16 protein-coding genes are annotated in these 19,070 nt (G+C 31.5%); 4 read left to right on the top strand and 12 right to left on the bottom strand.

Going from position 1 to position 19,070, the window contains the following annotated elements; all coding sequences use genetic code 11:
• Nucleotides 1-106 precede the first annotated feature (106 nt).
• From SAMSHR1132_RS11290 to SAMSHR1132_RS11300, 3 genes are all read right to left on the bottom strand, one after another.
• A complete protein-coding gene (locus SAMSHR1132_RS11290; protein ID WP_000599585.1) occupies nt 107-433 on the bottom strand; it encodes a PH domain-containing protein in 327 nt (108 codons plus the stop codon).
• Nucleotides 434-496: 63 nt separating this feature from the next.
• Complete coding sequence (locus SAMSHR1132_RS11295; RefSeq protein ID WP_000032839.1) at nt 497-1,234, bottom strand: transcriptional regulator, SarA/Rot family; 738 nt, start codon at nt 1,232-1,234, stop codon at nt 497-499.
• Nucleotides 1,235-1,259: 25 nt separating this feature from the next.
• Nucleotides 1,260-3,218, bottom strand: a complete 1,959-nt coding sequence (locus SAMSHR1132_RS11300) for a helix-turn-helix transcriptional regulator (RefSeq protein ID WP_000131478.1) — start codon at nt 3,216-3,218, stop codon at nt 1,260-1,262.
• A gap of 607 nt (nt 3,219-3,825) precedes the next feature.
• On the opposite strand from SAMSHR1132_RS11300, the gene SAMSHR1132_RS11305 reads away from it, so the two are divergent.
• Nucleotides 3,826-4,632: a CHAP domain-containing protein gene (locus tag SAMSHR1132_RS11305; RefSeq protein ID WP_000717374.1), complete on the top strand. Its 807-nt coding sequence runs from the start codon at nt 3,826-3,828 to the stop codon at nt 4,630-4,632.
• Nucleotides 4,633-5,092: 460 nt separating this feature from the next.
• Here SAMSHR1132_RS11305 and nhaC read toward each other — a convergent pair whose 3' ends face one another.
• Together nhaC and SAMSHR1132_RS11315 are read right to left on the bottom strand one after the other, a co-directional pair.
• Nucleotides 5,093-6,493 carry a Na+/H+ antiporter NhaC gene (nhaC, locus tag SAMSHR1132_RS11310; RefSeq protein ID WP_000989028.1) on the bottom strand — a complete coding sequence of 467 codons (1,401 nt, stop codon included), beginning with the start codon at nt 6,491-6,493 and terminating at the stop codon, nt 5,093-5,095.
• A 95-nt stretch (nt 6,494-6,588) separates the two neighbouring features.
• On the bottom strand, nt 6,589-7,671 hold the full coding sequence (locus SAMSHR1132_RS11315; protein ID WP_000684562.1) for an NAD/NADP-dependent octopine/nopaline dehydrogenase family protein: 1,083 nt from the start codon (nt 7,669-7,671) through the stop codon (nt 6,589-6,591).
• Between the two features lie 250 nt (nt 7,672-7,921).
• Here SAMSHR1132_RS11315 and SAMSHR1132_RS11320 point away from each other — a divergent pair, with 250 nt between their 5' ends.
• The 3 genes from SAMSHR1132_RS11320 to SAMSHR1132_RS11330 all read left to right on the top strand — a co-directional run bounded on the left by SAMSHR1132_RS11320 (nt 7,922) and on the right by SAMSHR1132_RS11330 (nt 10,300).
• Nucleotides 7,922-8,344, top strand: a complete 423-nt coding sequence (locus tag SAMSHR1132_RS11320; RefSeq protein WP_000206096.1) for a DUF4870 domain-containing protein — start codon at nt 7,922-7,924, stop codon at nt 8,342-8,344.
• A gap of 235 nt (nt 8,345-8,579) precedes the next feature.
• Complete coding sequence (locus tag SAMSHR1132_RS11325) at nt 8,580-9,086, top strand: CHAP domain-containing protein (RefSeq protein ID WP_000737696.1); 507 nt, start codon at nt 8,580-8,582, stop codon at nt 9,084-9,086.
• Nucleotides 9,087-9,346: 260 nt separating this feature from the next.
• Nucleotides 9,347-10,300 carry a 2-hydroxyacid dehydrogenase family protein gene (locus tag SAMSHR1132_RS11330; RefSeq protein ID WP_000417023.1) on the top strand — a complete coding sequence of 318 codons (954 nt, stop codon included), beginning with the start codon at nt 9,347-9,349 and terminating at the stop codon, nt 10,298-10,300.
• A gap of 90 nt (nt 10,301-10,390) precedes the next feature.
• Here SAMSHR1132_RS11330 and SAMSHR1132_RS11335 read toward each other — a convergent pair whose 3' ends face one another.
• The 7 genes from SAMSHR1132_RS11335 to SAMSHR1132_RS11365 all read right to left on the bottom strand — a co-directional run bounded on the left by SAMSHR1132_RS11335 (nt 10,391) and on the right by SAMSHR1132_RS11365 (nt 18,977).
• Nucleotides 10,391-11,515: an FAD-dependent monooxygenase gene (locus SAMSHR1132_RS11335; RefSeq protein WP_000684137.1), complete on the bottom strand. Its 1,125-nt coding sequence runs from the start codon at nt 11,513-11,515 to the stop codon at nt 10,391-10,393.
• Between the two features lie 330 nt (nt 11,516-11,845).
• The gene (locus SAMSHR1132_RS11340) at nt 11,846-12,622 is read right to left on the bottom strand and encodes an N-acetylglucosaminidase (RefSeq protein WP_000726238.1); all 777 of its coding nucleotides are present in this window, start codon (nt 12,620-12,622) and stop codon (nt 11,846-11,848) included.
• A 20-nt stretch (nt 12,623-12,642) separates the two neighbouring features.
• Nucleotides 12,643-12,876: a hypothetical protein gene (locus SAMSHR1132_RS11345; protein WP_000921245.1), complete on the bottom strand. Its 234-nt coding sequence runs from the start codon at nt 12,874-12,876 to the stop codon at nt 12,643-12,645.
• A 226-nt stretch (nt 12,877-13,102) separates the two neighbouring features.
• A complete protein-coding gene (locus tag SAMSHR1132_RS11350) occupies nt 13,103-13,576 on the bottom strand; it encodes a DUF1641 domain-containing protein (protein WP_000840811.1) in 474 nt (157 codons plus the stop codon).
• Nucleotides 13,576-16,530 carry a formate dehydrogenase subunit alpha gene (gene fdhF / locus SAMSHR1132_RS11355; protein ID WP_001155257.1) on the bottom strand — a complete coding sequence of 985 codons (2,955 nt, stop codon included), beginning with the start codon at nt 16,528-16,530 and terminating at the stop codon, nt 13,576-13,578. The genes SAMSHR1132_RS11350 and fdhF overlap by 1 nt, the downstream gene beginning before the upstream one ends.
• 569 nt (nt 16,531-17,099) lie before the next feature.
• Entirely contained in the window at nt 17,100-18,047 is a 948-nt protein-coding gene (locus tag SAMSHR1132_RS11360) for an LCP family glycopolymer transferase (RefSeq protein WP_000830946.1), read from the bottom strand.
• Between the two features lie 123 nt (nt 18,048-18,170).
• Nucleotides 18,171-18,977, bottom strand: a complete 807-nt coding sequence (locus SAMSHR1132_RS11365; protein ID WP_000137065.1) for an inositol monophosphatase family protein — start codon at nt 18,975-18,977, stop codon at nt 18,171-18,173.
• Nucleotides 18,978-19,070: the final 93 nt, after the last annotated feature.

A 19,070-nucleotide genomic window follows, 5' to 3' on the forward strand; every position in this document is an offset into this window, starting at 1 on the left:
TAAGTATTTAAAATATAAAAAAAGAAGAGCTTTAAATCATAACGCATGCCATTTAATGCGATGGGTTACGATTCGAACTCTTCATATCAACCTACATACATTGATACTATACTATCATATGTTGTTTTACATATTCAACAAATGATTCAACATTGTCACTTTTAATATCATACATAGGTACTTTACCAATATTAAATTTAAAAGTTATTGCCTGTCCATCATAATCTATTGCTTCTACTTCATTATAGCTAATGCTTCTATAATAAAATTGCCCGTTCATATCTACATTCATAATTAAACGTTCATTCGTAGCAATAAATGCACCTTCAAATTCATTATTTCCATGAACTTGATATTCAATTATTCCTAGCACTGAAGGTCCCTTTTTCTCTGTCGGAAATAAATCATTTGGATTCACATTATCTAAAATCATATTATCCCTCCCATTTAAATCTGCAAACTATGCCTCGCAGACCAATAGAATACAAACTTAACACTATTTTTCCTTGTCTTGTATTCCCTTTTCGAGATAATTATAACATGCATGAATAAGCTTAGTGACTTTAGAAAACTGTTCTCGTTTAATTATTATTATGACTCGCCTTTCATCTAATTCACAACGTTCTTTTTGAACCAATTGTTTTATAATTAAATTTTTTAAAATTGGACTGATGCTAAAAATGGGATGATGAAATTCTACTTGTAATTCTTTAACTGTTAATTGACCTTGATGTAAGTATAATATCCCCAAGACATACAATTCTTCTAATGTTAACTGGCATATATTCAGATAACACTTTAACCTCTCTAACAAATCCTTGCATCTTAATAAATAGTTAACATAATCACTAGTAGTTTGAAGTGTGTATTGCGCAAAATAGCGTTCAATATAATCATTTACTTCATTATTCATATATTCTATTTTGTTCATATGGTTTTTATTTAAAGCAATTTTCAGTTTACGCTGATCTCGTTGATCTCTTTGTTTAGATAGCCATTGATGGTTATTTAAATAACTTAACATTTGAAATAAAGCTATTTTAGATTCAATTTCATTCAATTTTAACAAGCAATCAATTGACGGTACTTTTGCTTTAAGGTCATCAGATTTGACTAACAGATTAAGCAATTTCACTTGAGTTAATGTAAGATGAAATGAATACTTCAGCATGTCATTAATGACTTTTAACATTAGTATATGTGCAGTTAAACGTTTAACTTTGAATTTAGACATTTTTAAAACCTCTCTTAAACCATGCCTATATCTCAAGATGATATTTCAAATGAACAATACTATTGCTTGAGACCATTAATGAATGATCATAAATATTTTTTTCTATAAAATTAGCTTTCCAAAACTTGTGTTGTTGCATAATATCATTCACAAATACACCATTCTCGGAAGTATGCTTATCTTTATCTATACTCAAAACAATTTGCTTAGTTTCAGCATGGCTAAATTGTTTAAGACCCTTACAAATTATACGTGTGGAGCCTGATTTCTCATTTAACAATGCGGCAGGGAAACAAATGACACACTGAATTTCATGTTTAAATTTCGTTACAATCATCGTGTCATTTTGATAAATAACCACCCCTCGTAATTGATTTAGTATATTAATGATAAATATTAGCATGGATAACTTTGTCAAACTAATCTCATTGATTACTTCATAAACCATAGACATTTGTATACAAAGACCATTGTAATTTGAATAGTTTTCCATAAGTTGAGACATCAACCTTATATCCGATAAAGTTATAATCTCTTTTGAATATGTGTTTCTATTAATAAAATCAAAATCACAAATCAGCTTGGAACTAGATACCGATATTTGCTCGAATTGGCCTAGAGTCACAACAAATCTATCTATTAAGAAATCAATTACGACATCATATTGTGTATCAACTTCATTTTGATCAAGAATATAAATCAACTCAAATTCTTGAATATAATTGCTAATTAACTTTTTAACCTTTTGTATAGCTCTCACTTTCAAATCATAAATTATAAATGCAATTTTTGATCTATTTCTTTCAAATGTCATATTAAAAATAGTTGCTACAAGTATTTCTAATCTAGCTCTTTCTGAACTCGTTAATAACTCATCATATTCGTGTTTAATTTTAAAAACGACATTGACACTATAATTTATAAATTTTTGCAATAATAATTTGATTTGTTCAGTTGATAATTCATCTTTTGAAACATCAATAGTTAAGATGATATACAAATTTTCAGGATTAACCCTTAACCTTAGAATCATTTGTTCAATCATATAATAATCAATCCAGTAAAAACTATTTCCTTTAATATAGATGTTTTTAGGTTTATAATTTTTAGGATTATCGATTGGTTCCCAAGGCACCTGTATCTCTTTTACTTTAGTCATATCATTTATAGATTCATCAATTAATTTGATTATGCTTTCATCAATATCAACTATTTGGGAGTGGTTAATTGAATGAGATGTTGGTCTATATGTTTTCCTAATTAATTTTGGAGTGTCACCATATGTTTCTTTAAAGAGGTGTATAAAACGAGAGTAGTGATTAAAACCATGATTACTGGCTATTTCTTCTATCGGTTTCATTGAAGTTAAAATATCTATTAGACAATGCTCTAGTCTAATATGATTTAAATATTGAACAAAATTACTGTAAGGTGTCACTTTAAACATTTCACTTAAAGCTTTACTTGTAATATTTACATGATTTATAACATCTTTTCTATTAATCTTTTTATGATGATTGTGTGTTAAATACTCATGGACTTCCTCAGCCACTATATGACGTCTGTCATCATTTGTATTGAGAGACATTAATTCCACACATATATAACTAATAAGCTTATCATTCGTTATGTTTACTTGCTGTTCTACTTGATTATGAATTAAGTACTTTAGCAAAATTCTAAAGGTCCCTCCTATATCATTTGATAATAATTGTCCTCTAACTCTGCAATTCGTACTCATAAATCTTAAATATGTCTTTGCACTAATTTCAACAACGCAACAAACACTTTCTTCATGACTTTCAATCTGATATAAATCATTCAACATTATAATGGTGACATCATTTGCTCTAACTTCATAGCGTTGTAAATTAATAGTAATTACACCTGTGCCTTGTAACCAATATACAATCTTTAAATTTGCTTCTTTTGCATTACCCACTTTCATATTCTTTAAAATATGTAGTGAAAAATTATCTGTCATCTTACATCCTCACATATACAAATATATTGATTTACCCCTTTTTATCTTTATCAAATCAATTGTCAACATCTAATATTCACTAACAATTATATCGCCAAAACGTTATTAGCAGTAACAAAACATAAATCAATTATATCAAATAACATTTTTATTAAAACATTTTTTTGTGCTAAAATAGGATATTTTATCCATAATATATACATTTTCATCAAAATCACAAAGCTTTTGATATTACTAAAAACTTGATCGTTCGTGTCATATTTTTATGCATTTTCTGATTAAAAGTCCGTCATTATGCAATAAATATACATTTTGAATTTTCAGTAATATTACATTTATGTAACGTGCTTATTTTCGCAACATTCTGTATTTATAAAGAATGCCGTAGTTATAAGTTTTGCAAAATGCAATTTCTTATACTTTTACAATTCTATTGTGTCAAGATATTAGCAAAAAATTACAAAACGTTAACAAAGCACACAAGGACGCTATTTTCTGTTATAGTCTTTCTTGTCGTTTAATAACGAGAGATAACTTTTAAATTAATTTGTCACACGGACAGTACGAAAATATTTAGTTTTAAAATTTTTAGGAGGATATTTTTACAATGAAGAAAATCGCTACAGCTACTATCGCAACTGCAGGATTCGCTACAATCGCAATTGCATCAGGAAATCAAGCTCACGCTTCTGAGCAAGATAACTATGGTTATAATCCAAATGATCCAACATCATACAGCTATACTTATACTATTGATGCACAAGGTAACTACCATTACACATGGAAAGGTAACTGGCATCCAAGTCAATTAAATCAAGATAATGGCTACTACAGCTATTACTACAACAATGGTTACAATAACTATAGCTACAATAATTACAATAGTTATAGCAACAATAACTACAATCGTTACAATAACTATTCAAACAGCTATCAATCATATAACTATAATAACTACAATAGTTACAATACAAACAGCTACCGTACTGGTGGTTTAGGTGCTAGCTACAGCACTTCAAGTAACAACGTTCAAGTAACTACTACAATGGCTCCATCATCAAATGGTCGTTCAATCTCAAGTGGTTATACTTCAGGACGTAACTTATACACTACTGGTCAATGTACATACTACGTATTTGATCGTGTAGGCGGTAAAATCGGTTCTACTTGGGGCAATGCAAGTAACTGGGCTAATGCAGCTGCAAGAGCTGGTTACACAGTAAACAACACACCAAAAGCTGGTGCAATCATGCAAACAACTCAAGGTGCATACGGTCACGTTGCATACGTTGAAAGTGTAAACAGCAATGGTTCAGTAAGAGTTTCAGAAATGAACTATGGCTATGGCCCAGGTGTTGTAACTTCACGTACAATCTCAGCTAGCCAAGCTTCATCATACAACTTCATTCACTAATTTGTAATGAACCTATTATAATCCAACAAGATTTCAATCATCTTGTTGGATTTTTTTATTTGAAATTAATCATTTATCTATCACTTTATTATTTTAGAAACAAAAAAAGGAATGATGAAAAGTTATATAAAACTTAACGTCATTCCGTTTAATTAGCATAAAGCTATAAAACAACATACAGCCATTGACATACCTCGAAAAGATATGCCAACTTGGCTATACATTGATACATTTTCAGTTAAAGTACTAACAATTATACTTGCCTTCAAATTCTCAATTACCTTTGTCATTTTAAAATGACCATAAACTTACATTACATTTATCAACGTATTCCGCTACAAAACACATTAATAATATGTAAAGAGGATATTTCTTCAAGTTAAAACCTTCTCAAAATATAACCGCTACAATTATACATAAGATTAATGTTTCAACATATTATATATATTCCACAATCACATTAAGTTAAACGTGTATTCGATGACTTTTTAATTCCAATACCAGTAAAACCATAAATGATTGCGATGATTGCACATAAATAACAAGGAATCGACCAAATGAAAAATTGTCCAACCGAGACATGTAGTTGACTTGCATAGTATATTCCTGAAGTTCCCCATGGAATAAGTGGTAATACCATCGTACTTGAGTCTTCAAGTGTTCTTGATAGAATCGTTCGAGACACATGATATTTCTCAAATAATTCTTTCATTAAAACACCAACCATAATAATTACAATTGATGCAACACCTGCAGCAAATACAAGTCCTAAACAACAGATAACCGTCATACAAACTAGACTGCCCACAGAATGAATACTTTTAGAAACTGTGTCTAATAAAACATCAAGACACCCCGCTTTTTCAACAATACCTGCAAATGCATATCCACAAAATATCGTTACTAATATTTGCGTCATACTCATCATTCCGCCCTGTTCTAACAGGCTTTTCACGCTTGATGAAACGTGTGATTGATGTATCATTGATTCATTAAATCCGCTAAATGTCGCTTTGAATCCATCTACCATTTTAAAATGATGATTAAATGTGCCCACTATAATTGCAGACAAACTTGAAATCAACATAGCAGGCACTGTTGAAATTTTTAATACTAAACAAATAATTATTACAATTAATGGTAACCATACCCAAATATTTATTTGATATATTTGCGCGAGTTCTGTTAGCAAAGATTTAATTTGCTTATCATTTGAATGACCATTAAATTGAAAACCAACAATAAACCATACAATTATTCCTATTACGGATGCTGGAATTGTCGTCCACATCATTGAATGTATATGTTTAAAGATATTAACTTTTGTAACAAGTGCTGCTAAATTGGTCGTGTCAGATAATGGTGACATTTTATCACCAAATACCGCACCAGCAATAATTGATCCTGCTGCCATTCCAGGTGTTATACCTAGTTGATTTCCTATTGAGATTAATGCTATTCCAGCAGTAGATGCTGATCCCCAAGCTGTACCAGTAGCTACAGATGTAATAGCACTTATAAAAAATGCAGATATTAAAAAATAGCTTGGATTCAATAAATCTAAGCCATAATAAATTAAAGCAGGAACTGTTCCAGAAAACATCCAACTCCCTACAATGATACCGACTGCTAAAATAATGAAAATGGCAGGCATTGCAGTATTCAGTCGTTCTGCAATGCCTTTTTCCAAATCTTGCCATGTCAATCCTACACGTTTAGCAATCCATGCGGCATAAGCTGAAGCAATGATTAATAACACTTGAATTGGAATGTCAAAAAACACAAATCCAGTTACTACTACAATAACCATAACTACTATTGTTGAAATTGATTCTAAAAAGGTTGGTTGTCTTGTCATCATATATCGTCCCCTTTGTTTATTGATGCAAAACCACTTTTCTTCAATTTACTTTCTATTAGTACATTTCTATTTGCTTTTTATATTTAAACTAACATTTATTTTAAATATTTATCTAAATCTAGTTTATCCAAACCAATTGTTTCAACAGTTAATCCTTCTTCAAAGAAATCTCGTTCTAGAATTGTTGATGCAATAACAATGACAGCATCAATATTTGGTGTCGGCACATCAATAACCTTACCTAAACTTGACCATAATACTAAACCATATGCAATATCCTCAGTTAAATATCTGCTTTCTACATGATTTGGTCCAGGAATTTGTGAAAATACTGGGCTTGTATTGAATAATCGGTTCAATGGTTCATCTTCTTTATCACGTTCTAAATAACCACGCTCTATACGTGATTCTTTCGCAGTAGATAATTCAAATCCTAATCTACGCCCTAAATTCAATCTTTCTAACTCAATTGCATGTAATAATCTTACCGTGTGTTTTGTTATACCTTCTTTATATAATGCAAACTCACCCGCATAATCAATACGGCCCACATTTAATAAAGTTGGTCCTGGATGTACTTCTGGATTACCATTTTCAAGATTTGTCTTAATTAAACTTTCTTCTTTAACTAAATAGTCATAAATACTTGAAACTTTATCATAACAATCATTTAGGCAACTTCTGTCATACGTTGAAAAGAAGATACGACGTACGTTTAATGATAAATCAACTGTTGCATTCTCAAAGTCCACACGTGTGCCATACGTTAATGTATTAGCTTCAGCCAATTGAGGTTTAGTATCAATGTGTCTGTCTTCCAAAACGTTCATAAAACGAATTGATCCCATTGCTGCAGCCATGTTGAAGAATATCAACTGATTATTCGTCACATGCTCTGCCATTACATCAGCATAATATTCTATGTATGAAGACGGGATAATAACCTGAACAATCTCAGCATCTTTTAGTACATATTCCATATCATCACTAATATCAGTGAATTCTACGAAACGTTCTTCGCCTTCATTATGAAAATCAAATCCACCTTTGTCGATTGCGTTTTGAAATTTATTTATTGATTGATTACGACAATATAATTTAACTTCATGACCTTTGTCTACCATGTCAACTGCTGCCGTAACCGCGCCATTTCCTGATCCTACAATTGCTATTTTCATAAACAACCCTCTTTCTATCTTTCTTTGTTTAAAAATAAAAATACATTATACGTAAGACAATATAAAAAAGATGCGAATTCATTACGCATCATTATAAATGTTAAGTATATATAACCTTAAATTAACCTATTTAAACGCCAACGTCTACCACTTATTTTTAAATTTAATAATTGTTTAATAAACATGTTTATTTTGATTATATTTTGTTATAGTTAAAGATAATATTACAACTTTAAAAGGAGTGTCTATCATGACAACAGAAATGAACGATGCAACAACTCATCAACCAAACCGCAAATCGAATGATGAGAATATTATGGCGATGCTTATCTATTTATTAAGTTTATTCACAACTATAATTGGACCACTAATTATATGGTTATTAAAAAAAGATGAATCGAAGTTAGTTAATCGTGCTGGAAAAAATTATCTTAACTTTATGATTTCATATATTATTTGGTCTATCGTTTTAGTCGTTATCACTTTAATAGGTGTTTTCCTAATTGCTACCGATATAAATTTCATTACAATTATAGGTTTCATCATTATGTTTATTGGTATTTTATCAATATTCGCATACTCAATATTATCTTTTGTTTTCACAATAATTGCATGCGTAAAATCTTATAATGGTGAAGAATATATCATACCTTTAACTATTCGTTTTATTTAAACATATTACAAATAAACATTTCCTATTAATTTCCTGTTAATCTCATTGTAACTTTGGCTAATTTTTATTACAAAATTAGTCAAAGTTTTTTTATTCTTTTACAAAACAATAACATTCCCCACAAACGTGATTAATTTTGTTAAAGTAACTATTGTCATCAATCGAGATGTGAGAATAAAACAGTCGCTACGTTTTATTTATAAAAAAAGATATAGAACTTTGGAGGACTTTATTCATGAAAAAATTAGTAACAGCAACTACATTAACAGCAGGTATCGGTACAGCATTAGTAGGTCACGCACATCATGCAGATGCTGCTGAAAATTATACAAATTATAATAACTACAACTATAATTACAACACGACTCAAACAACAACTACTACAACAACTACAACTACAACTTCATCAATTTCACATGCAGGTAACTTATATACAGCTGGTCAATGTACTTGGTATGTATATGATAAAGTAGGCGGTGAAATCGGTTCTACTTGGGGCAATGCTAACAACTGGGCTTCAGCTGCTCAAAGTGCTGGATTCACAGTAAACCATACACCTTCTAAAGGGGCTATTCTACAATCATCTGAAGGACCATTTGGTCATGTTGCATATGTTGAAAGTGTTAACAGTGATGGTTCAGTAACAATTTCAGAAATGAACTATAGTGGTGGTCCATTCTCAGTAAGTTCAAGAACTATTTCAGCTAGTGAAGCTGGTAACTACAACTACATTCATATTTAAAGAGTATTTTGGTACATATCACTTGGATATTTTGTCCGGTAAATATGTTATCGATAACTATCGAGCTTTCCTGTTTAGGATAAGCTCTTTTTTATATTCACAATTAATTCATCGTACTTTTTAACATTGTTAAATATATTCATTACTTCCCCTACCCCACTATTAAAAGTACACGCTTACACCGTTGATATGCAACAAATCACGACATAGTTGTATACAGTCTAATCTTCTACTATACTAGATTAAAAGGAGTGAGCTTTATGGAAAAAGTTTATGTTGCTGGTGCCATACCAGAAGTAGGTTTAAAACTTTTACAAGAACATTTTGAAGTCGAAATGTATGAAGGTAAAGGGTTAGTCGATAAAGACACTTTAGTTAAAGGTGTACAAGGTGCGACTGCTTTAATCAGTTTATTATCAACAAACGTCGATAAAGATGTTATCGATGCTGGTAAAGACTTAAAAATCATCGCCAACTATGGTGCAGGTTTTAATAATATTGATATTGAATATGCACGTGAAAAAAATATAGATGTTACAAATACACCAAAGGCTTCAACAAATGCAACTGCTGATTTAACAATTGGCTTAGTTCTTGCTGTTGCTAGACGCATTGTTGAAGGTGATGAGTTATCACGTACAACTGGTTTTGACGGATGGGCACCTTTATTTTTCAGAGGGCGCGAAGTATCTGGTAAAACAATCGGTATTATCGGTTTAGGCGAAATTGGTAGCGCCGTTGCACGCCGCGCCAGAGCATTTGACATGGACGTCTTATATACTGGCCCTCATCGTAAAGAAGAAAAAGAACGTGAGATTGGTGCTAAATACGTAGATTTAGATACATTATTAAAAAATGCAGACTTTATCACAATAAATGCTGCTTATAATCCTAAATTACATCATCTAATTGATACAGAACAATTTAAAATGATGAAGCCAACAGCATATTTAATTAATGCATCACGAGGTCCAATCGTGCATGAGGCTGCACTTGTTCAAGCTTTGAAACATAATGAAATTGAAGGTGCTGCACTTGATGTATACGAATTCGAACCAGAAATTACGGATGACTTAAAATCACTTAAAAATGTAGTACTTACACCACATATTGGTAATGCTACATTTGAAGCTCGCGATATGATGTCAAAAATAGTTGCTAACGCCGCTATTAGCGCAGCTCAAGGTGAAAAGCCACAATTCGTGGTAAACTAAACATTTAATTATTACTTATTAAATCAAACAAAAACTCACCCCGTATGTTGTAAATTCACTACAACATACGGGGTTTTTCGTATAGTTATTTTATTTTTCTTTTGATTTATATAAAAATTTAGTCTGACTTGCCGCTAGTGCATTCGGCATCATTTTCATGATACGGTTTCTTATTGCTACAATTAATCGGTTTCTATATTGGGCAATTTTGCCAATTTTTCTAGAGCGCTTAATTACTTTAGTAGTATGCTTAACTCGTAATTTATCATAACGTTGTAATGCCTTTTCAAAATCATATGAATTAAAACAATTCACTAATACGATAGCATCTTCCATTGCCTGGCCAGCACCTTGCCCCATATTAGGAGTCGTTGCATGGGCCGCATCCCCTAATAAAATGGTACGTCCATAAACAAAAGATTTTAATGGTTTTAAATCGTAAATATTATGCAACAAAATACCAGTCTCACTTTGCTTGTCTAACACTTCTCTAACTTCGTTTGGATAATGATTAAAGTAGGCTTGTAAATGCGGTTTTCCAAATGCACTATATTTATGATTATTTTCCTTAGTATTAATAGTAATAAACCAATATGCTTGATTATTTAATAATGGAACAATACCTACTCTACCTTTTCTACCCCAATATTCTTTTGCACAGTCGGGATGTTTCAAATCGATATCATCGACTAATCCTCTAAAACATGTATAACCTTGATATAATATCTTACTATCAGTATTTACAGATTGTCTTACTTTAGAATGAATTCCATCAGCCCCAATACACAAATCAAATGCTTCACTTTCTTGATTAGCAAAATGTATCGTTACTTTATCTGTATCATTATCGATGTGAGTAACCTCATGTTTTGTGAAAATTGCATCATCTTTAACATATGATTTTATAATTTCAATTAGTGTTTGACGAGGTAAAGTCACATTTAATGTATTACTTTTTAATTTAACTGTAGATAATGGACGATCTTTGTCATCTAATATTGTCATCGTTGATAAGATTTGTCCTGCATTTTTAATGCCTTTTGCTAAATCATGATTACCTAGCTTTTTAAGCACATTATCTCCAATACCTATCCCAGCACCTATTTCATCAATAGAGTCATTTTTTTCAAAGACTTTAATAGTATGACCTTGCTCTTGTAATAATGCAGCTGCTGTTAATCCACCGATGCCTGCACCTATAATTGCTATCTTCATATTGTCACCTCTATATTTTTCATTCTTTTCTATTTTATCACATGCGCTATTGTTTAAAAATGACCCTACTTATCAACTTATATATTGTTGTAAGATTTATTTTGTCTAATTTTAGCAATAAAAATGATGTAACAGCTATCAAAATCAATTTTATCAAAAACGACATTAACGTACGTTCCTTATTCCTATAAATGTGTTTACGTATCTATACAAATTTAATCTATCGTTTTAAAATTTAAATCATCTTCACGAATGTTCAATATTCCCATTAAAATACGCTAAAGGAGCTTAAAACAATAAATTGTTCCAGCTCCTTTGAACGTCGATGTCTTATTTATAATATGTTTGTCTAATTTCATCTTTCTTTATACCAAACTCTTTATATGACTTGTCCATTAATTTTGCAATTTTATCTGGCCAATAAATATCACTCGCATATTGATGTTGTGCTGGATTTTCTGGATTCCAACGCATTTGATATAAATTCAATTGATTATTTTCAAAGTATTCATTACGAATGAACTTAGCTCCACCAAGAATCGCCTTATCTGGAGATGTCCATTGTTCCTTTTCCGCATAACTTTTCCCACTGCGAACAGCACTACTATCAAAAGCTCCTATACCAAAGAAGTTGTAATAGCGTTTCTTACCATCTTTAATGCCTTGTGCTAATTCTGATTTGCCATTACCAGTTTCAACTAATGCATGACTCACAAGATATATGACATTAACCTCATATTTATCTTGGGCTTCTAGAAAAACTTTCCCTCGATTTTCTAAAATACCTTTACCTTTTAAAAGATGATTAACTTCAGATTCTGACATTGGCACTCTTTCTGTGATATCCATGTATTTCATATCACTATCTTTATGTGAAATGGTCATTGCTTTAGCAATTTCATTATTATTTGCTTTAACAAATTTACCATGGTCTTCTTTAGTCTGAATGATGCCTTTCCCTTGTTGCATCGATACAGCTTGATCAAACGAATAATTTACATCATTTTTAAACAACCTTGTTTCATTCACAATAAGTAACACAGCAAATACAACCAAAATGATCATTAATAGTAGCGTTGATATACGTAACTTGAATTTCTTCTTCATATAGACAAAACCTCATTTTCTTACTTAGACAATAAAAAATATGCCACAACAATCGCTAATATTACGATTAAAAAAGAAGCGTTAACGATTACTTTCATCGTCGTTCTATCTCTGAACATCATATTAAAGACAACTAGACTAATTGATAATGAAACAGCAAAAAAAGTAATAGCTAATACTAATTTCATCATAAATAAACAAACTAAACCTATGACTAATAAGGCATTTGATATTACAGCTGACGTTTTTAACATTCTCGAATTAATATGCACTCACCCTTTTTATTTAAATAACTTACATAATCATAATAATACATGATTTTTCATAGGCCTGTCGATGATTGATTCACAATAGTACGTGATTTTTTTGTTTTTCAATATTATTCATTTATTCCAATAAAAAGCACCTTTTTCAATTTTTATTGAAATAAAAAAAGTGCTCCTACACTACTTGCATGTAGAAACACTTTCCATTGTGATTTTATTCTTCTCTAGACATACCTTTTAACATATTAAGCATGTAAGTTAAACTACGGTTCATGTCGTCATCTTTCAATACGCCCAATAGACTTCTTATAGTTGTCTTAGCATTTGGACTCGCTTGATTCGCAACGTGTAATCCTTTATTAACTTTATTTAGGAAGTCGCTTAAATCTGATACATTCAGTTCGCCTAATAAAAATACCATTGAAGCCATATTGGATAATAACCCTGTATAAATATCTTTGTTAAGTTCAACTGCAAATTTATTTATAATAACTTGACGTCCTCGAATTGCTCCATTTAAAGCATCTAATAATTTTGCATCATCTAATGTTTTAATGAGCTTAATTGCTTTTAAAATACTATCTTTGTTTGCAGCAATTGCTTCAGTAACTTCGTTCAAGCTTTCTAATTTTATTTGTTCTTCCGATTTTTCTAAGCGTCTAATTTTAGATGATATTCTCTCAGCCATTATTTATCCACCTGATTTCCTGGGAAAACATAATCTGGACGTTCCCATTTTTTCTGTACTTGTACGCTGTACTGCGGGTGACGTTTTTTGTTTACACGGAAGTTATTTGGATTTAATGGTGATTTCCCACGTTTCGTAATGACTTCTAAACGACAACTAGTTCGTTTGTAAGATGGTGTATCCGTGTATTGATCAACATCACTATTAGTTAATAAGTTAATTGCTCCTAAATCGCCATTTTCCATCGCATCATTGTTTAATGGAATATAGATTTCTTTACCTTTAACACGATCTGTCACATGAACTTGTAATACCGCTTCTCCTGTTTCAGAAATCAACTTAACTTCTGCACCTTCATGAATGCCTCTATCTTCAGCAAGCTCTGGAGAAATTTCAACAAATGCACGTGGCACTTTATATTTAATCATTGGTGTTTGATATGTCATGTTACCTTCATGGAAGTGTTCTAACAATCTTCCGTTATTTACATGAATATCATAAACATCATCTTGTTTAAAGAAGTTATCAAATGTTAATGGGAATAATTTCGCCTTACCATTATCAAAATTGAATCCTTCTAAATAAAGTATAGGTTCATCAGTGCCATCAGGTTGTACTGGCCATTGTAAACTATTGAATCCTTCTAAGCGATCATAACTTACCCCCGCATATAAAGGTGTTAAGCGTGCTACTTCATCCATAATTTCACTAGGATGTTTGTAATTCCAATCAAACCCTAATCTATTAGCAATTGCTTGGAAGATTTTCCAGTCAGGTTTTGAATCACCAAGTGGTTCTAATGCTTGGTATAAACGTTGGATACGACGTTCGGTATTTGTAAAAGTACCGTCTTTTTCAAGTGAAGGACTTGCTGGTAATACAACATCTGCGTATGTTGCTGTGAATGTTAAAAATTCATCTTGTACTACCATGAAATCTAATTTTTCAAATGCAGCTTGTACAAAATTAATATTTGAATCTACAATACCTGTATCTTCACCATATAAGTACAATGAGTGTACTTCTCCGTCATGTATACCTTCTACCATTTCATGATTATCTTTACCAGCTTTTGGATTCAATTTAACGCCGTACTCTTTTTCAAATTTAGCGCGAATATCATCCGCTTCAATACTTTGGTAACCTGTAATCTTATCAGGCATACTTCCCATATCACTACATCCTTGAACATTATTATGTCCACGCAATGGATATGCGCCTGTACCAGGACGACGATAATTACCTGTTACTAGTAATAAGTTTGAAATTGCTGTACTTGAGTCACTACCGATGTCTTGTTGTGTAATACCCATTGCCCAACAAATAACAACAGATTCAGCTTTAGCACATTCTTCAGCAAATTTAATCAATTCTGATTCAGGAATACCTGTTGCTTCTTCAGCAAAAGCCATTGTAAATGTTTCTAATGATTTGTAATATTCATCAAAATCATCTACCCACTCATCGATAAATGCTTTATCGTGTAAATCATGATCAATAATATACTTAGTTACTGCACTTAACCACGCTAAATCCGTACCTGGTTTAGGTTGATAAAAACGATCCGCACGTTCTGCCATTTCATGTTTTCTAATATCAAATACATGTATTTTTTGACCAAATAATTTTTGCGCACGTTTCATGCGTGATGCGATAACCGGATGAGCTTCTGCAGTATTTGTACCAATTAACACTGACATTGCTGCTCTTTCTAAGTCTTGAATACTACCAGAGTCACCACCGTGTCCAACAGTTCTAAATAAACCTTTTGTTGCAGGCGCTTGGCAATATCTTGAACAGTTATCAACGTTATTTGTACCGATTACTTGTCGCGCTAATTTTTGCATTAAGTAAGATTCTTCATTTGTTGCTTTAGATGAAGAAATAAATGACAACGCATCTGGACCATATTTTTCTTTAATTGATGTGAAATTATCAGCAATCACGTTTAATGCCTCATCCCACTCAACTTCATGGAATTCACCATTTTTTCTAACTAATGGCTTTGTTAAACGTTGATCTGAATTAATATGTCCCCATGAAAACTTCCCTTTAACACATGACGCAATTTTATTTGCCGGAGAATCATGAGATGGTTGTACTTTCAAAATTTCTCTATCTTTCGTCCAAACTTCAAATGAACAGCCTACACCACAATATGTACATACTGTTTTAGTTTTCTTAATACGTTCTTTACGCATTTCTGCTTCAGAATCTGAAATCGCAAATAATGGTCCATAACCAGGTTCTGCTTTTTTAGTTAAATCGATCATTGCTGCTAAAGAACCAGGTTCAGTATCAGTCATATAACCTGCATTACCTTCCATATTTACTTCCATCATAGCGTTACATGGACATACCGTTGCGCATTGCCCGCAAGATACACATGAAGATTCATTAATTGGTACATCATTATCCCAAATAACACGTGGATGTTCACGATCCCAATCAATTCTAATTGTTTCATTCACTTCGATATCTTGACATGCTTCTACACAACGACCACATAGAATACATTGATTTGGGTCATAGCGGTAAAATGGTCCATAATCTTTTTCATAAGGTTTTTCTTTATACTCATATGTTTGATGTTGAAGTCCCCAAGCATCCATTGTGTTGTGGATTTCACAATCACCATTATTATAATCACATACTGTACAATACAGCATATGCTTTTCTAAAATACGGTCAAGCGCTTCTTTTTGAGCATCTTTTACATCATTGTTCACAGTATTTACAGTCATTGGACGATCAATCACCGTACTACATGAACGTTCAATTTTACCGTCAATTTCAACAGTACATGTATCACATGTTTGAATTGGTCCCATCGATTCGTTATAACAAATTGAAGGTACAAATGTATCTTGTGATTTAATAAACTCAAGTAAATTCGTACCAGGTTCTACAAGATAATCTTTTCCATCAAGTGTAACCACCAAATGTTCTTGCATATTACTCACCCCGTCTATATATATATTTTTCCGTAAATGACTTATTAAGTATTACTACAATCCCATCTATATTAAAAATGCCCCCACATCTTTCAGATAGAATTAACTTAATTGTATTACTTTATGCACTAGTTGTTAAGTAGAATTTTGTATTTTGCTTTTTTGCAAACTTTTGCATTACAAATAATTAGTGCGAAATTTAATCACTATTCATTTAATTGAAAATTGTTATCATCTCTACTACTTTGATACTGTATTTACAAAATTAGTCATACCACTTATCAATACCTTTTTTCAGAAAATTATTAATTAAATCTATATAACTTTATGGTAGCCAGTAATGACTATAACTAATCATCAATTCAAACTATTATCACATTATGCAGCTATATAATTGACTAATTGCATATTACTTACTCTAATCATTTAAAATACAACAAAACCTGTAAATGAAAAGTATGCTCTTTTCACTTACAGGTTACTGCAATATTTTTATATTAAATTGATAGACATTCAACCTATACTATCATTCAATTAAAGACATGACGTTAAATGTTGTCACTAAACGACTACTCTAAATTGTCTTTTAATAACTTCGTACTTTCAGCTTTAGATTGTTCACTTGGAATGAAGTAATACAATCCATCACTTTGAATACCACCTTGACCACTTAATTGATGTTTATTAATCGTATCATTAGCATCTTTATAATTACTTCTAATCGTGTTCAAATCACCTAACGTTAAATCTGTTTTAACATTATTTTGAATTTCATTCATTAGACTATTGAAGTGTGTGATTGATGATGGACTAGCAATTTTATTAGCCATCGCTTCTAAAACAATTTGCTGACGCTGTTGACGACCAAAATCTCCACCAGCTCCTTCTTCTTTACGACTTCTAATAAATTTTAACGCTTGATCACCATTCACATGTGTTTGCTGACCTTTTGTAAAATGAACACCATCAACAGTGAATGTATCATTACTTACTACATCAACACCGCCGATGCTATCTATCATATTATGCAAACCATCCATATCAATTGTCGCATAATGGTCAATTGGTACATTCATTAACTTTTCAAGTGATTTCACAGCCATATTAGGTCCACCATATGCATATGCATGCGCGATTTTTTCCGTTGTACCTCGCCCTACAATTTCCGCTCTTGTATCACGTGGTATACTAACAATTTCAGTTTTCTTCGTTTTAGGGTTGATAGATAAAATCATTATACTATCACTACGCTCTCCGCCACCCTTTTTCTTACGATCAGCATCCGAATCGACACCGAATAAAGCAATTGTAAATGGATCACCATCTTTTAAACTTACCTTTTTATCTCTTAATTCTGACTTGTTACGATCTAACGGATTATGAATTTTATTACCAGTAATAAAAATTTTAGCAGCTACATAAACTACTGCTACAATCGCTAAAATGACTAAAATACCAAATACCCATAAAAATATTTTCTTAGGTAGGCTCATTTTACTTTTATTTGAACGCTTCAATCCCACCACTCCTTTACTATTCCATACATACTTTATCTGTTTTCCCTATTTATTATATAGTAAAATTATTTTTTTACTATACTTCTGAAGACGTATTACTATTTTTCGCTATTATTTCTATTTTCAAACACGACTACTTAGTTTTTTATATCCACCATTAGCATTTAAAATTTCTAGTATCTTTTGATGGCATGCCACGTTACTAATTATAAACGGTCCACCTTTAAGATAATCAATCTTATCACCATTTAAAGATGTCATTTTTAAATTAAGTAGTTCCGCAAACAAAAATTGTGCAGCAATATCCCAAGGTTTAGGGTTTGTATTAATATGCGCACCAAACTGCCCTTTTGCAACACGAATTGAATCTAATCCACATGCTCCAACTAGACGATAACTAAATGACGCATTGAATAGGTCTTGTACTGTTTCCATATTCATAACTTGCGCATTAAATGAAACAATTGCATCTTTTAATGGTAAAGGTTCCGGCGCTTCCAACTTCAAATTATTGCTAAAAGCACCGACTCCTCTAATCGCTTTATGCAGTTGCTTATGAGGGTAATCATATATATAAGATAACATTGGTTTTCCCTCAACAAAGTAGGCCAATATAATACAATAATCTTCTTGTTGTTTCACTAAATTTGCAGTCCCATCGACAGGGTCCATAATCCACAAATCTTTAATACTTTTCGTAATCATATCATTATTTTTTTCTTCTGCTAATAACTCATGTTCTGGAAAATGTGTACATAAAAAAGTTTGAAATTGTTGTTGAATTTGCTTATCGACATTTGTTACTAAGTCAAATCTATGGCGTTTTGTTTCTGTAGTCATTTCACTTATCAATTGTGGAATGAGAATATCTAATTGTTGCAACCAATTACAAATTAATTTATCAATCTGTTGTAATGTTTTTTCTGTCATTTAGTTCACCACTTCTTATATCATAATCATTTTAGTATTACCCTATATCAAAAGAATCAAATATACAAATGAATTCTTTCATATTAATTTCCA

It is taken from the genome of Staphylococcus argenteus (assembly GCF_000236925.1).
GTDB lineage: Bacteria > Bacillota > Bacilli > Staphylococcales > Staphylococcaceae > Staphylococcus > Staphylococcus argenteus.

What these genes read in the sequence shown, in the direction of transcription:
- SAMSHR1132_RS11290 (WP_000599585.1), bottom strand. Translation starts at nt 433, where the DNA reads ATGATTTTAGATAATGTGAATCCAAATGATTTATTTCCGACAGAGAAA.
- fdhF (WP_001155257.1), bottom strand. Translation starts at nt 16,530, where the DNA reads ATGCAAGAACATTTGGTGGTTACACTTGATGGAAAAGATTATCTTGTA.
- SAMSHR1132_RS11345 (WP_000921245.1), bottom strand. Translation starts at nt 12,876, where the DNA reads ATGTTAAAAACGTCAGCTGTAATATCAAATGCCTTATTAGTCATAGGT.
- SAMSHR1132_RS11340 (WP_000726238.1), bottom strand. Translation starts at nt 12,622, where the DNA reads ATGAAGAAGAAATTCAAGTTACGTATATCAACGCTACTATTAATGATC.
- SAMSHR1132_RS11325 (WP_000737696.1), top strand. Translation starts at nt 8,580, where the DNA reads ATGAAAAAATTAGTAACAGCAACTACATTAACAGCAGGTATCGGTACA.
- SAMSHR1132_RS11295 (WP_000032839.1), bottom strand. Translation starts at nt 1,234, where the DNA reads ATGTCTAAATTCAAAGTTAAACGTTTAACTGCACATATACTAATGTTA.
- SAMSHR1132_RS11330 (WP_000417023.1), top strand. Translation starts at nt 9,347, where the DNA reads ATGGAAAAAGTTTATGTTGCTGGTGCCATACCAGAAGTAGGTTTAAAA.
- SAMSHR1132_RS11305 (WP_000717374.1), top strand. Translation starts at nt 3,826, where the DNA reads ATGAAGAAAATCGCTACAGCTACTATCGCAACTGCAGGATTCGCTACA.
- SAMSHR1132_RS11335 (WP_000684137.1), bottom strand. Translation starts at nt 11,515, where the DNA reads ATGAAGATAGCAATTATAGGTGCAGGCATCGGTGGATTAACAGCAGCT.
- SAMSHR1132_RS11315 (WP_000684562.1), bottom strand. Translation starts at nt 7,671, where the DNA reads ATGAAAATAGCAATTGTAGGATCAGGAAATGGCGCGGTTACGGCAGCA.
- SAMSHR1132_RS11300 (WP_000131478.1), bottom strand. Translation starts at nt 3,218, where the DNA reads ATGACAGATAATTTTTCACTACATATTTTAAAGAATATGAAAGTGGGT.
- nhaC (WP_000989028.1), bottom strand. Translation starts at nt 6,493, where the DNA reads ATGATGACAAGACAACCAACCTTTTTAGAATCAATTTCAACAATAGTA.
- SAMSHR1132_RS11350 (WP_000840811.1), bottom strand. Translation starts at nt 13,576, where the DNA reads ATGGCTGAGAGAATATCATCTAAAATTAGACGCTTAGAAAAATCGGAA.
- SAMSHR1132_RS11320 (WP_000206096.1), top strand. Translation starts at nt 7,922, where the DNA reads ATGACAACAGAAATGAACGATGCAACAACTCATCAACCAAACCGCAAA.
- SAMSHR1132_RS11365 (WP_000137065.1), bottom strand. Translation starts at nt 18,977, where the DNA reads ATGACAGAAAAAACATTACAACAGATTGATAAATTAATTTGTAATTGG.